Here is a 13,684-nt window from a genome sequence, read left to right on the forward strand (position 1 = left end):
CTACGGTCGTGACCACGGACGCGACAGCTGTGGAGGGCGTGTGATGACCGGTACGACCGCACCGCGCAAGGGGGGCCGCTGGATCGAGCGGTGGGATCCCGAGGACGAGACGTTCTGGAGGGAGACCGGCGAGCGGGTCGCCCGCCGCAACCTGGTCTACTCCGTGCTCTCCGAGCACATCGGGTTCTCCATCTGGTCGCTCTGGTCCGTGATGGTCCTCTTCATGGGCCCCGAGTACGGCATCGACCCGGCCGGGAAGTTCTTCCTGATCGCCACCGCGACCCTCGTCGGCGCATTCGTACGGGTGCCCTACACCTTCGCCGTCGCCCGCTTCGGCGGCCGCAACTGGACCGTCTTCAGCGCGACGCTGCTGCTCGCGCCCACGGTGGCCGCGATGCTGGTCATGGAGCCCGGCACCTCGTACGCCACCTTCCTGGCCGTGGCCGCCCTCACCGGCGTCGGCGGCGGCAACTTCGCCTCGTCGATGACGAACATCAACGCCTTCTTCCCGCTGCGCAAGAAGGGCTGGGCGCTCGGGCTGAACGCCGGCGGCGGCAACATCGGCGTGCCGGTGGTGCAGCTGGCCGGACTGCTGGTCATCGCCACCGCGGGGGCCGGGCACCCGCGGCTGCTGCTGGGCGCCTACATCCCGCTGGTCGTGCTCGCGGCGGTGCTGGCCCTGGTGCGGATGGACAACCTGGCGCCCGTGCGCAACGACACCGGCGCCGTCCGCGAGGCCGTCCGGGACGCGCACACCTGGATCATGGCGTTCCTCTACATCGGGACCTTCGGGTCCTTCATCGGCTACAGCTTCGCCTTCGGGCTGGTGCTCCAGACCCAGTTCGGGCGCACCCCGCTCCAGGCCGCCTCGCTGACCTTCGTCGGGCCGCTGCTCGGGTCGCTGATCCGGCCGGTGGGCGGGGCGCTGGCGGACCGGTTCGGCGGGGCGCGGATCACGCTGGGCACGTTCGTGGCGATGGCGGCGGCGACCGGTGTGGTGGTGTTCGCCTCGCAGCAGCAGTCGCTGGAGGTGTTCCTCGTCGGGTTCGTGGCGCTGTTCGTGCTCAGCGGCCTCGGCAACGGCTCGACGTACAAGATGATCCCGGGCATCTTCCAGGCGAAGGCGCTGGCGCGCGGGATGGGCGGCGAGGCCGCGGCCGCCTACGGGCGGCGGCTCTCCGGGGCCTCCATGGGGCTGATCGGGGCGGTCGGGGCGCTCGGCGGGCTGGGCATCAACCTGGTCTTCCGGGAGGCGTTCCTCAGCTCCGGGTCGGGCACGGCGGCCTTCGTCACCTTCCTCGGCTTCTACGCCGTGTGCTGCGCGGTGACCTGGTCGGTATACCTTCGCCGGCCGGCGGCCGCGGTGGTCCCGGCGGCCGGGGCCGAGGCGAAACCGCAGCTCACGTCGGTGTAACCGGGGCGAAATACGGGTGAACCGAGTCCGACACGCCACCTTGGCAGGCTCGGTCCACCCGCACCGCCCCCCATGCACGTCACGAGGCAGGTCACGATGGACGACACCAAGACCGGTCCGCTCGCGGGCTTCACCGTCGGCGTCACCGCAGCCCGGCGTGCGGACGAGCTCATCGCCCTGCTGCGCCGGCGCGGGGCCTCCGTGCTGCACGCGCCCGCGCTGCGGATCGTTCCGCTGGCCGACGACAGCGAACTGCTCGCCGCCACCAAGGAACTGATCGGCTGCGCCCCCGACGCGGTGGTGGCCACCACCGCGATCGGGTTCCGCGGCTGGATCGAGGCCGCCGACGGATGGGGGATCGGCGAGGAACTGCTGGCGCGGCTGCGGACCACCGAACTCCTGGCGCGCGGGCCCAAGGTGAAGGGCGCCGTCCGGGCCGCCGGACTGGTGGAGGACTGGTCCCCGGAGTCGGAATCGCTCGCCGAGGTACTGGAACGGCTGCTGGCGGCCGGAGTGGCCGGCCGGCGGATCGCCCTCCAGCTGCACGGGGAGCCGCTGCCGGGCTTCGTCGAGGCGCTGCGGGCCGGCGGGGCCGACGTGGTGGTGGTCCCGGTGTACCGGTGGATGGCGCCCGAGGACCTCGCCCCGCTGGACCGGCTGCTGGACGCGGTGGTGGGCGGCGCGGTGGACGCGGTCAGCTTCACCTCGGCCCCGGCGGCGGCCTCGCTGCTGTCGCGGGCCGAGGAGCGCGGCGTACGGGAGCCCGTGCTGGCGGCGCTGCGGGGCGGGGTGCTGGCCGCGTGCGTGGGGCCGGTGACCGCGCTGCCGTTGCAGGCACACGGGGTGGACACCGTGCAGCCGGAGCGGTTCCGGCTGGGCCCGCTGGTGCAGCTGCTCTGCCAGGAGCTGCCGGGCCGGGCGCGGGTGCTGCCGGTGGCCGGGCACCGGCTGGAGATCCGCGGGCACGCGGCCCTGGTCGACGAGGAGCTGCGGCCGGTGCCGCCGGCCGGGATGGCCCTGCTGCGGGCCCTGGCCCGGCGGCCGGGCTGGGTGGTGGCCCGGGCCGAACTGCTGCGGGTGCTGCCGGGGGCGGGGCGCGACGAGCACGCCGTGGAGACGGCGATGGCCCGCCTGCGGGTTGCGCTGGGGGCCCCGAAGATGATCCAGACCGTGGTGAAGCGGGGGTACCGGCTGTCGCTGGACGCGGTGGCGGACGCGAAGTACGCGGACGCGTAACGCTTCCGGTCAGCGTGGCACGTGGTGCACGTTGTGCTCCCGCACGTCCGGGAGCAGACCCGCCGCGGCGCTGAAGTCCTTGTCGTCGTGGAGAATGACAAGGCCATGGTGCGCCGCGGTCGCGCAGATCAGCCAGTCGACGACCGAGAGGCTTTGCTGGCGGCCGCGCTGGGCCAGCCGGTACTGCGCGGTCTCGATCCACTGCCAGGCCTGCTTGGGGACGGGAACGTCAGGGTGGAGGTCTCTGAGCATGTCGGTCATCGCCTCGTACTCGTCGAGGTTCCTGGCCGACCTCCGGAACTCGATCCGCTGCGGGCCGCAGGACCCGATGTTGCCCTCGTCGATCTCGTGACCCCAGGCCTCGTTCAAGGCCTGATCACGCTGTAGACGCCAGACGGCGGTCGAGTCGATGAGGTAGCGCAGCACCTCAGGCGCCCTTCTGGGCGGCGTGCAGCTGCCAGAAACCCTGGTCATCCCAGTCCTGCGCGGCCTGGAAGTAGCGGAGGCGTGCTTCCGTGCGGCGCTGGCGCTCGACGTACTCGCTCAGTGCGAGGTTCACCATCTCCTTCTTCGTCCGCACGCCGGACAGCCGCATCGCCTCGGCGAGGGTTTCATCGTCTATGTCGATCTGGGTGGCAGACATGGGACCTCCATCGCGAGCAGGGCGACCAATGCTCCATACAAAGCTAGCCCATGCCGCATACATCCACGGTGTCGTTTTCATGAAGACACCTGAACGGCGGGGTTCCGGTCGGCGCCCGGCAAAGGCACTCTGGGGGGACGCCCCACGACGCGAGGCGGTGACGGGCATGCGGTTCGACTCCGGCCGGGTCTGCCTGGACCTGGTGGCCACTCTCACCCCCCACGAGGGGCTCTCGGACGGTGACGGGCTGCGGCTGTGGCTCGCCGGGGCCGGGCTGGTGCCCGACCGGACGCCGCTCGCCCGGGTCGGCCCGGACTGGGCGGCCGCCTTCCGGTCCCTGCGCGCCGACGTGGAGAGCCTCGTACGGGCGGAGCTGGACGGAGCCGCGCCGTCGGCCACCACGGGCCACGCACTGGCCCGGGTCAACGCGCTGGCCGCCGGACCACCCCCGGGCCTGTGCGCCGTACGGGACCAGGAAGGGCACCTCGTACGGGAGTTGTGCGGCGGCGTGGAGTGCGGGACCCTGCTCGCCGCCGTGGCCAGGGACGCCGTCGAGCTGCTCACCGACCCCGGCGAGCTGGCGCTGCTGCGGGCCTGCGAGGGCGACGGCTGCACCCGGGTCTACCTGGACACTTCCCGCGGCCACCGGCGCCGCTGGTGCTCCAGCGAGCTGTGCGGCAACCGCGAGCGAGTCGCCCGGCACCGCCGCCGGGTGCTGGCCGGCGGATCGGTCTAGGCGCCGCCGCCCGGCCGGTACGACACCGCCGGGCGCGGTTCCGGAACGGGCGTGCGGACAGGGGGCCGATTCGCGTACGGTTGACGGTCGCCCATGCACGTCAGAAGGGGGCCTTGGTGGCCGCGCAGAATGCCGCTGTCGACAGCACGGCGGATTCGGTCCGAGATCGGGAGATCGCGGTCGAGCAGACGCATCTCGACCAGGTGTACAGACGCCTCGAGGAGAAGATCCACGAGGCCGAGTTCCTGATGAACGACGCCGCCAAACGCGGTCAGGTGGGCACCCCCGGTGCCCTCGCCGAGCGCGACGCGCAGGTCTTCCGGGCGGGCATCCACCTGAACCGGCTGAACAACGAGTTCGAGGACTTCCTCTTCGGCCGCATCGACCTGGTGCTCGGCAAGGACGGGGAGCGCGGCCCGGACGGCGCCTACACCTCCGTCGAGCCCGCCGACGACGCGATCCGCGAGGACCTGAGCGCCGACATCGCCGAAACCCTGCACATCGGCCGCATCGGGGTCCTGGACTCCGACTACGCGCCGCTGGTCATCGACTGGCGGGCCCCGGCCGCCGCGCCGTTCTACCGCTCCACGCCCAAGGACCCCGGCCGCGTCGTGCGCCGCCGCGTGATCCGCTCCAAGGGCCGCAAGGTGCTGGGCGTCGAGGACGACCTCATGCGCCCCGAGGTCACCGCCTTCCTGGACGGCCGGGAGCTGCCCGCCATCGGCGACGGCGCCCTGATGGCCGCGCTCGGCCGGGCCCGCACGCACTCGATGCGGGACATCGTCTCCTCCATCCAGGCCGAGCAGGACCTCGTCATCCGCGCCCCCGCCGCCTCCGTCGCCGAGGTCGCGGGCGGCCCCGGCACCGGCAAGACCGCCGTCGCCCTGCACCGCGCCGCCTACCTCCTCTACCAGGACCGGCGCCGCTACTCCGGCGGCATCCTGATCGTCTCCCCGACCCCGCTGCTCGTCGCGTACACCGAGGGCGTGCTGCCCTCACTCGGCGAGGAGGGCCAGGTCGCCATCCGGGCGCTGGGCTCGCTGGTCGACGGCGCCGAGGCGACCACGTACGACGACCCGGCCGTGGCCCGGATCAAGGGCTCCTCGCGGATGCTGCGGGTGCTGCGCAAGGCCGTACGGGGCGCCCTGGAGCTCGGCAGTGCCCGTGGCTGCGCCCCTGACCGGCTGCGCGTGGTGGCCTTCGGGCGGCGCCAGGAGCTGGAGGCCGACGAGCTGAACCGGATCCGGCAGAACGTGCTCGGCGGCACCGCCCCGGTCAACCTGCTGCGCCCGCGCGCCCGCAAGCTGCTGCTCGACGCCCTCTACGCGCGGTCGGGCCAGTCCGGCCGGCACAGCGACCCGGAGCTGGCCGCCGAGCTGCGCTCCGCGTTCGACGAGGACATCTCCACCGAGGACGCCTTCATCGACTTCCTCGACCGCTGGTGGCCGGAGCTCACCCCGCGCGCGGTGCTGGCCGCGATGGCCGACGAACGGCGGCTCGGCCGCTGGTCGCGCCGGGAGCTGAACCCGCGCGAGACCCGGCAGCTGGCGCGCTCGCTGCGCCGGGTGGGCCCGGACGGCAAGGGCCCCCTGTCGGTGCACGACGTGGCGCTGCTGGACGAGCTCCACCAGCTGCTCGGCGCGCCCGCCCGGCCCAAGCGGAAGCGGGAGATGGACCCCCTGGACCAGCTCAGCGGGCTGGAGGAGCTGATGCCGACCCGCGAGGAGACCCAGTGGGAGCGGGCCGAGCGGCTCGCGGCGGAACGCACCGAGTACGCGCACGTCATCGTGGACGAGGCCCAGGACCTGACGCCGATGCAGTGGCGGATGGTGGGCCGGCGCGGCCGGACGGGCACCTGGACGGTGGTCGGCGACCCGGCGCAGTCCTCGTGGACCGACCCGGACGAGGCGGCCGCGGCCCGCGACGAGGCCCTCGGGTCCCGGCCGCGCCGGCGGTTCACGCTGACGGTCAACTACCGCAACCCGGCTGAGGTCGCCGAGGTCGCGGCCCGGGTGCTGCGCCTGGCCATGCCCGGCATGGAGCCGCCGTCGGCGGTGCGCTCCACGGGTCTGGAGCCCCGTTTCACGGCCGCCGGGGACGATCTGGCCGCCGCGGTCCGGGAGGAGACCGGCAGGCTGCTGGAGCAGGTCGACGGCACCGTCGGCGTGGTCGTCGCCATGGACCGGCGCGCGGAGGCCGCGGGCTGGCTCGCCGGCCTGGGGGAGCGGGCGGTGGCGCTGGGCAGCCTGGAGGCCAAGGGCCTGGAGTACGACGCCACGGTCGTCGTCTCCCCGGCGGAGATCGCGGACGAGTCCCCGGCGGGCCTGCGGGTGCTGTACGTGGCGCTGACGCGCGCGACGCAGCAGCTGACGGTGGTCTCGGCGGAGAAGGACCGGCCCGACGCGTCCGGGGTGCCGGAACTGCTGCTCCCGTAAGGCCGCTGCCTGCTGCCCGCTGCCCGCCGCGCGCCGTGCGCGGCGGGCTGGGCCCGTACGGCCGGATGGTCCGCGGCCAGGAGCGTGGTGGGCGGAACCGGGCGCCGGGAGGGGGACCGCATTCGGCGATCCTTTGTTAGCCTGGTGAAGGCACCGACTCGATCCAAGCCCCCGGGCCCAACCTTCGTCGCTTAGAGCGACCACTTGCCGCGAGGCGAGCATGGCGGGTCGGTGTCATAGACATAGAAGTACCGGCAGTACACAGGTCCGCGCCCTCCACTCCGTGGGGGGCGCGGACCTGTTTGTGTTGGCCCCGCTCTTCCGCGGGCCCCCGGTATCTCGTATGGTGGAAGTGTCTTTCCGAAATTTGTAGCTGGTTACCTTGTACCGGCTGGTAGGTGGGACGATCGGACAACAGGTCCCGCCACGCCGCCTGCTGTGTGCCGGGCCCTGTGTGTACAGCGAAAACCAGGGACAGAAGAGGAACACGGCCATGGCAACGGCGCCCAGCGTCTCGTATTCGATGACGGTCCGCCTGGAAGTGCCCGCGAGCGGAACCGCGGTCTCCCAGCTCACCACCGCCGTGGAGTCCTCCGGCGGCTCGGTCACCGGCCTCGACGTGACCGCCTCCGGCCACGAGAAGCTCCGGATCGACGTCACCATCGCCGCGACCTCCACCGCGCACGCCGACGAGATCGTCGAGAAGCTGCGCGGCATCGAGGGCGTCAGCCTCGGCAAGGTCTCCGACCGCACCTTCCTGATGCACCTCGGCGGCAAGATCGAGATGGCGTCCAAGCACCCCATCCGCAACCGTGACGACCTCTCGATGATCTACACCCCGGGCGTCGCCCGCGTGTGCATGGCGATCGCCGAGAACCCCGAGGACGCGCGCCGCCTCACCATCAAGCGCAACACCGTCGCAGTCGTGACGGACGGCTCCGCCGTGCTGGGGCTCGGCAACATCGGCCCGATGGCCGCCATGCCGGTCATGGAGGGCAAGGCGGCCCTCTTCAAGCGCTTCGCCGACATCGACGCCTGGCCGATCTGCCTGGACACCCAGGACCCCGACGAGATCGTGGCCGCCGTCAAGGCCATCGCCCCCGGCTTCGCGGGCATCAACCTCGAGGACATCTCCGCGCCGCGCTGCTTCGAGATTGAGGCCCGGCTGCGCGAGGCCCTCGACATCCCCGTCTTCCACGACGACCAGCACGGCACCGCGATCGTCGTGCTCGCCGCCCTCACCAACGCACTGCGCGTCGTGGGCAAGGCAGTTGGCGACGTCAAGGTGGTCATGTCGGGCGCCGGCGCGGCCGGTACCGCCATCCTCAAGCTGCTCCTCGCGGCGGGCGTCAAGAACGCCGTCAGCGCCGACATCCACGGCGTCGTGCACGCGGACCGCCCCGACCTCGTCGACGCGGCCCCCGACTCCCCGCTGCGCTGGATCGCCGACAACACCAACCCCGAGGGCTACACGGGCACGCTGAAGGAGGCCGTGGTCGGCGCCGACGTCTTCATCGGCGTCTCGGCCCCGAACGTGCTCTCCGGCGAGGACGTCGCGGCGATGGCGGAAGGCGCGATCGTGTTCGCGCTCGCGAACCCGGACCCCGAGGTGGACCCGGCCGTCGCGCGCCAGACGGCCGCCGTCGTCGCCACCGGCCGCTCCGACTTCCCGAACCAGATCAACAACGTGCTGGTCTTCCCGGGTGTTTTCCGAGGCCTGCTCGACGCCCAGTCGAGGACCGTGAACACCGACATGATGCTGGCCGCGGCGACCGCCCTCGCGGACGTCGTCGGCGAGGACGAGCTGAACGCGAACTACATCATCCCGTCGGTGTTCAACGACAAGGTCGCCGGCGCCGTCGCGGGAGCCGTCCGCAAGGCCGCCACCGTCCAGAGCGGCTGACCGGCGGGCTGTGACCGCCCTCACGGGCGCCCCGATCCCGGCGCGTCGCGAGATGCGGGCCGTGCGGGGCGCCTCTAGGGTTGCGGGGATGCCCGCGAGGTCCCGCGGTGCGCAGAAGCGTATGGGCGAGGGCGTGGACGGAGCGTCACCGCGGCGTGACTGTGGCGCTTTTCGTGTGACCCCGGCGGGTGCCGGATTGGCTTTCCCGCCGCTGGTGGGGGCAGGATGCGTAACCGGGCGAGAGGGTCTGACGTTCAGACCCGGGTCCGGGGACTGTCCGAGGGCCCTGGCAGCATCGGCTTCGATCTCACGCCTCTAAGGCAAGTTGAACACGGGAGTACAACATGAACCGCAGTGAGCTGGTGGCCGCTCTGTCCGAGCGCGCCGAGGTGACCCGCAAGGACGCCGACGCCGTTCTGGCCGCGCTCGCCGAGACCGTCGGCGAGATCGTCGCCAAGGGCGACGAGAAGGTCACCATCCCCGGCTTCCTGACCTTCGAGCGCACCCACCGTGCCGCTCGCACCGCGCGCAACCCGCAGACCGGCGACCCCATCCAGATCCCGGCCGGCTACAGCGTGAAGGTCTCCGCGGGCTCCAAGCTCAAGGAAGCCGCCAAGGGCAAGTAGTCCTGCCCCCGGCGCCGAAGGCCGCACAGGCCTTTGGAACGGCAGCAGTACGCCGAAGGGCGGCCACCCCGGACGGGGTGGCCGCCCTTCGGCCGCTGCCGGGCCCGCCGGGCGCCGTTGGCCCGCCGGGGCCTGCCGGGACCCGAGCGGGGCCCGGGGAGCGCCTGACGGGCGTCTGAGGGGCCATGAGAAAGCCCCCCGGGGCCCTTGCGGGGCCTCCGGGGGGCTTTCTGACGGTCCGACGGCCCGGCGGGCGCCGCCGCGGGCCGGTGTGCGGCTCAGACGAGGTCGCCGCCGGGCAGCTCGACCTTCGCGCCGAGCTCCATGAGCTTCTCCATGAAGTTCTCGTAGCCGCGGTTGATCAGGTCGATGCCGTGGACCCGCGAGGTGCCCTCGGCCGCCAGCGCCGCGATCAGGTACGAGAACCCGCCGCGCAGGTCGGGGATGACCAGGTCGGCGCCCTGCAGCTTGGTGGGGCCGGAGACGACCGCCGAGTGCAGGAAGTTGCGCTGGCCGAAGCGGCAGGCCGAGCCGCCCAGGCACTCGCGGTACAGCTGGATGTGAGCACCCATCTGGTTGAGCGCGGAGGTGAAGCCGAGCCGGGACTCGTAGACCGTCTCGTGGACGATCGACAGGCCCGCGGCCTGCGTCAGGGCCACGACGAGCGGCTGCTGCCAGTCGGTCTGGAAGCCGGGGTGGACGTCCGTCTCCAGCGCGATGGCGTTGAGCGGGCCGCCCGGGTGCCAGAAGCGGATGCCGTTGTCGTCGATCTCGAACGCCCCGCCGACCCGGCGGAAGGTGTTCAGGAAGGTCATCATCGAGCGCTGCTGGGCGCCGCGCACGTAGATGTTGCCGCCGGTCGCCAGGGCCGCGGAAGCCCAGGAGGCGGCCTCCAGGCGGTCCGGGAGCGCCTTGTGGTTGTAGCCGCCGAGGCGGTCGACACCGGTGATCCGGATGGTCCGGTCGGTGTCCATGGAGATGATCGCGCCCATCTTCTGCAGTACGCAGATGAGGTCCTCGATCTCGGGCTCCACGGCGGCGTTGCTGAGCTCGGTGACGCCCTCGGCCAGGACAGCCGTCAGGAGCACCTGCTCGGTCGAGCCGACCGACGGGTAGGGCAGGCGGATCTTGCAGCCGCGCAGGCGCTGGGGGGCCTCCAGGTACTGGCCGCCCTCGCGCTTCTCGATGGTCGCGCCGAACTGGCGGAGCACGTCGAAGTGGAAGTCGATCGGCCGGCCGCCGATGTCGCAGCCGCCGAGGCCGGGGATGAAGGCGTGGCCGAGGCGGTGCAGCAGGGGGCCGCAGAACAGGATCGGGATGCGCGACGAGCCCGCGTGGGCGTCGATGTCGGCGACGTTCGCGCTCTCGACGTGGGTCGGGTCGAGCACCAGCTCGCCCGGCTCCTCGCCGGGACGGACCGTCACCCCGTGCAGCTGGAGCAGCCCGCGCACGACCCGGACGTCACGGATGTCGGGGACGTTGCGCAGCCGGCTGGGTTCGCTGCCGAGCAGAGCGGCGACCATGGCCTTGGGCACGAGGTTCTTCGCACCGCGGACACGGATCTCGCCCTCGAGCGGGGTGCCGCCGTGGACAAGCAGTACATCGTCACTGACTGTGCCGGTCATGAATCTCGCGTTCCGGAGTGGGGTGGGCAGGGGGCCAGTGAAAAGAGTAAGGGCCACCACCCCTTTGTTTGTATGGCTGACGCGGCCGTAGGACTGTCATGAATTCGGTACAACACCCTCCGTACCCACCACATGGCGGAGCGTCGCCTTCCGCTCGCGCCGCCCGCGCGCCCTCCCTCCTGCTGCCTTGCGCCCTGAGCTGGGGGAGATCCGATCTCCCCGGCCGGTCCCCGCAACGGGCGAATGTGCGGGATCATGGCGGCATGACCGAGGTGTCCTCCCTCACAGGGCGGCTGCTCGTGGCCACCCCCGCCCTCGCGGACCCGAATTTCGACCGCGCGGTGGTGCTGCTGCTCGACCACGACGAGCAGGGCTCCCTCGGCGTGGTCCTGAACCGGCCGACCCCGGTGGGCGTCGGCGACGTCCTGCTGCCCTGGGCCCCCCTGGCCGGCGATCCCGGCGTGGTCTTCCAGGGCGGTCCCGTCGCCCTGGACTCGGCCCTGGGGGTGGCGGTCATCCCGGGCGAGGAGGGGCCGCTCGGCTGGCGCCGGGTGCACGGGGCGATCGGGCTGGTCGACCTGGAGGCGCCGCCCGAGCTGCTGGCCGCGGCCCTGGGCTCGCTGCGGATCTTCGCCGGCTACTCCGGCTGGGGCCCGGGCCAGCTGGAGGACGAGGTCGGCGACGGAGCCTGGTACGTCGTGGAGTCCGAGCCCGGTGACGTGTCCTTCCCCGACCCCGAGCGGCTCTGGCGGGCGGTCCTGCGCCGCCAGCGCAGCGAGCTCGCGATGGTGGCCACCTATCCGGACGACCCGTCGCTCAACTGACCCCCGCGGCGTTCAGTACCCTGGTTTTTATGAGCACTCTTGAGCCCGAGCGCGGGACTGGTACGGGGACCCTCGTAGAGCCGACGCCGCAGGTGTCCCACGGCGACGGCGACCACGAGCGCTTCGCCCACTACGTCCAGAAGGACAAGATCATGGCGAGCGCGCTCGACGGGACCCCCGTCGTCGCGCTCTGCGGCAAGGTCTGGGTGCCGGGCCGGGACCCGAAGAAGTACCCGGTCTGTCCCATGTGCAAGGAGATCTACGAGTCCATGGGCCCCGGCGGGGACAAGGACAAGGGCGGCAAGGACAAGTAGTCCGGCCCTCCCGCGGCAGGACCAAGGTCCCCGGCGTGCGCATCGGCGTACCCCGGGGACCTTTCGCGTACTAGGGTCAGCGCGACGAGCACTCTGCGGAACGGGCGTTGCGCAGACTGCAACATGCTGCTGCGAAGGGCTGACGCATGGACCTGATCCCCGCACCCCGGCTCGCCGACTTCCACGAGGGCGGGCTCCGCTTCGAATTCGGGCCCGATCCGGTGCTCGCCGCCGGGCCGGGCGCCGGGGGCGCCGCCCGCCGGCTCCGCCGCGAACTGGGCGGGGCCACCGGCTGGAGCCTGCCGCCCGCCACCGCCGGGGCCGACGGCGCGGTCGCCGCGATACGGCTCCGGATCGACCCGGCGGTCGGGGCGGGGCAGGGGCCGGAGTCGGGTCCGGGGTCGGCGTCGGTGTCGGGGCCGGCGTCCGAGGCGTACGCCCTCACCGTCGACAGGACCGGCGTCGAGCTGGCCGGCGCGAGCGAGGCCGGGCTGTTCTGGGGCGTCCAGACGCTGCGTCAGCTGCTGGGACCCGACGCCCACCGCAAGGCCCCGCTGCCCGGGCGCACCTGGAGCCTGCCGTACGTACGGATCGCGGACGCGCCCCGGTTCGGATGGCGCGGGCTGATGCTCGACGTGGCCCGTCACTTCATGCCCAAGGACGGGGTGCTCCGGTACATCGACCTGCTCGCCGCGCACAAGCTCAACGTGCTGCACCTGCACCTGACGGACGATCAGGGCTGGCGGGTCGAGATCAAGCGCCACCCGCGGCTGACCGAGGTCGGCGCGTGGCGGGCGCGCAGCCGGTGGGGCCACCGCGCCTCCCCGCTGTGGAACGAGACCCCGCACGGCGGCTACTACACGCAGGACGACATCCGCGAGATCGTCGCGTACGCCGCCGAACGGCACGTCCGGGTGGTCCCGGAGATCGACCTGCCGGGCCACTCGCAGGCCGCCATCGCCGCCTACCCGGAACTGGGCAACACCGACGTGGTCGACACCTCGGCGCTGGAGGTGTGGAACGACTGGGGCATCAACGAGAACGTGCTCGCGCCCACCGAGGCCGTCCTGCGCTTCTACGAGGGGGTCTTCGAGGAGCTGCTGGAGCTGTTCCCCGCCGAGGTCTCGCCCTTCGTCCACGTGGGCGGCGACGAGTGCCCCAAGGCGCAGTGGAGGGCCTCCGCGGCCGCGCAGGAGCGGATCCGCGAGCTGGGGGTCGACGACGAGGACGGGCTCCAGTCCTGGTTCATCCGGCACTTCGACACCTGGCTCGCCGAGCGCGGGCGGCGGCTGATCGGCTGGGACGAGATCCTCGAGGGCGGCCTCGCGCCCGGCGCGGCCGTCTCCTCGTGGCGCGGGTACGGGGGCGGGATCGCCGCGGCCGAGGCCGGGCACGACGTGGTGATGTGCCCCGAGCAGCACGTCTACCTGGACTACCGGCAGGCGGGCGGCCCCGAGGAGCCGGTGCCCATCGCGTACGTGCGCACACTGGAGGACGTGTACCGGTTCGAGCCGGTTCCGCCGAAGTTGTCGCCCGAGGCGGCCGCCCACGTGCTCGGCGCCCAGGCCAATGTCTGGACCGAGGTGACGGAGGACCAGGCCCGCGTCGACTACCAGGCGTTCCCGCGGCTGGCGGCCTTCGCCGAAGTGGTGTGGTCCCCCCAGCCCGCCCCGGAGGAACGGGACTTCGCCCGGTTCGAGGAGCGGATGGCGGCGCACTACGCGCGGCTGGACGCCCTCGGGGTCGGTTACCGGCCACCGGGCGGGCCGCGGCCGTGGCAGCGGCGCCCCGGGGTGCTCGGGCGGCCGAAGGAGGGAGCGCCCCCGAACGTGTGACAACGAGAACCGGAACTCTGCCTGGATTTCTGGCGATACGGGGAAAAACGGACGATCGGCCGGTGGTGCCCGGGTCCGGCGGTGCCGGGCCCG

At 72.5% G+C, this 13,684-nt stretch carries 12 protein-coding genes; 9 read left to right on the forward strand and 3 right to left on the reverse strand.

Annotated features, from left to right (window positions below; all coding sequences use genetic code 11):
• Positions 1-43 precede the first annotated feature (43 nt).
• Positions 44-1,414 carry a nitrate/nitrite transporter gene (locus ACFWP3_RS08120; RefSeq protein ID WP_384217460.1) on the forward strand — a complete coding sequence of 457 codons (1,371 nt, stop codon included), beginning with the start codon at positions 44-46 and terminating at the stop codon, positions 1,412-1,414.
• A gap of 96 nt (positions 1,415-1,510) precedes the next feature.
• Positions 1,511-2,650 carry a uroporphyrinogen-III synthase gene (locus ACFWP3_RS08125; protein WP_384217462.1) on the forward strand — a complete coding sequence of 380 codons (1,140 nt, stop codon included), beginning with the start codon at positions 1,511-1,513 and terminating at the stop codon, positions 2,648-2,650.
• Positions 2,651-2,659: 9 nt separating this feature from the next.
• On the opposite strand, the gene ACFWP3_RS08130 is transcribed toward ACFWP3_RS08125, so the two are convergent.
• Positions 2,660-3,076, reverse strand: coding sequence for a PIN domain-containing protein (locus tag ACFWP3_RS08130; protein WP_384217464.1), 417 nt, complete (start codon positions 3,074-3,076; stop codon positions 2,660-2,662).
• 1 nt (position 3,077) lies between these two features.
• Positions 3,078-3,293: a type II toxin-antitoxin system VapB family antitoxin gene (locus ACFWP3_RS08135; RefSeq protein WP_384217466.1), complete on the reverse strand. Its 216-nt coding sequence runs from the start codon at positions 3,291-3,293 to the stop codon at positions 3,078-3,080.
• Between the two features lie 166 nt (positions 3,294-3,459).
• Between ACFWP3_RS08135 and ACFWP3_RS08140 the strand changes: the two genes are divergently transcribed.
• The 4 genes from ACFWP3_RS08140 (at position 3,460) to ACFWP3_RS08155 (ending at position 8,993) form a co-directional block, all read left to right on the forward strand.
• Entirely contained in the window at positions 3,460-4,029 is a 570-nt protein-coding gene (locus tag ACFWP3_RS08140) for a CGNR zinc finger domain-containing protein (RefSeq protein ID WP_384217467.1), read from the forward strand.
• A gap of 116 nt (positions 4,030-4,145) precedes the next feature.
• The gene (locus ACFWP3_RS08145) at positions 4,146-6,464 is read left to right on the forward strand and encodes a HelD family protein (RefSeq protein WP_384217469.1); all 2,319 of its coding nucleotides are present in this window, start codon (positions 4,146-4,148) and stop codon (positions 6,462-6,464) included.
• A gap of 493 nt (positions 6,465-6,957) precedes the next feature.
• Entirely contained in the window at positions 6,958-8,367 is a 1,410-nt protein-coding gene (locus ACFWP3_RS08150) for an NAD-dependent malic enzyme (RefSeq protein WP_384217472.1), read from the forward strand.
• A gap of 344 nt (positions 8,368-8,711) precedes the next feature.
• The gene (locus ACFWP3_RS08155; RefSeq protein ID WP_007264399.1) at positions 8,712-8,993 is read left to right on the forward strand and encodes an HU family DNA-binding protein; all 282 of its coding nucleotides are present in this window, start codon (positions 8,712-8,714) and stop codon (positions 8,991-8,993) included.
• 278 nt (positions 8,994-9,271) lie between these two features.
• Here ACFWP3_RS08155 and murA read toward each other — a convergent pair whose 3' ends face one another.
• Positions 9,272-10,618, reverse strand: a complete 1,347-nt coding sequence (murA, locus tag ACFWP3_RS08160; protein WP_384217474.1) for a UDP-N-acetylglucosamine 1-carboxyvinyltransferase — start codon at positions 10,616-10,618, stop codon at positions 9,272-9,274.
• A 263-nt stretch (positions 10,619-10,881) separates the two neighbouring features.
• Between murA and ACFWP3_RS08165 the strand changes: the two genes are divergently transcribed.
• From ACFWP3_RS08165 to ACFWP3_RS08175, 3 genes are all read left to right on the forward strand, one after another.
• Positions 10,882-11,442, forward strand: coding sequence for a YqgE/AlgH family protein (locus ACFWP3_RS08165; RefSeq protein WP_384217476.1), 561 nt, complete (start codon positions 10,882-10,884; stop codon positions 11,440-11,442).
• A gap of 29 nt (positions 11,443-11,471) precedes the next feature.
• On the forward strand, positions 11,472-11,756 hold the full coding sequence (locus ACFWP3_RS08170; RefSeq protein WP_030010729.1) for a DUF3039 domain-containing protein: 285 nt from the start codon (positions 11,472-11,474) through the stop codon (positions 11,754-11,756).
• 146 nt (positions 11,757-11,902) lie between these two features.
• Positions 11,903-13,591, forward strand: coding sequence for a beta-N-acetylhexosaminidase (locus ACFWP3_RS08175; RefSeq protein WP_384217479.1), 1,689 nt, complete (start codon positions 11,903-11,905; stop codon positions 13,589-13,591).
• Positions 13,592-13,684 lie beyond the last annotated feature (93 nt).

This window comes from Streptomyces sp. NPDC058525, assembly GCF_042719495.1.
Classification (GTDB): domain Bacteria; phylum Actinomycetota; class Actinomycetes; order Streptomycetales; family Streptomycetaceae; genus Streptomyces.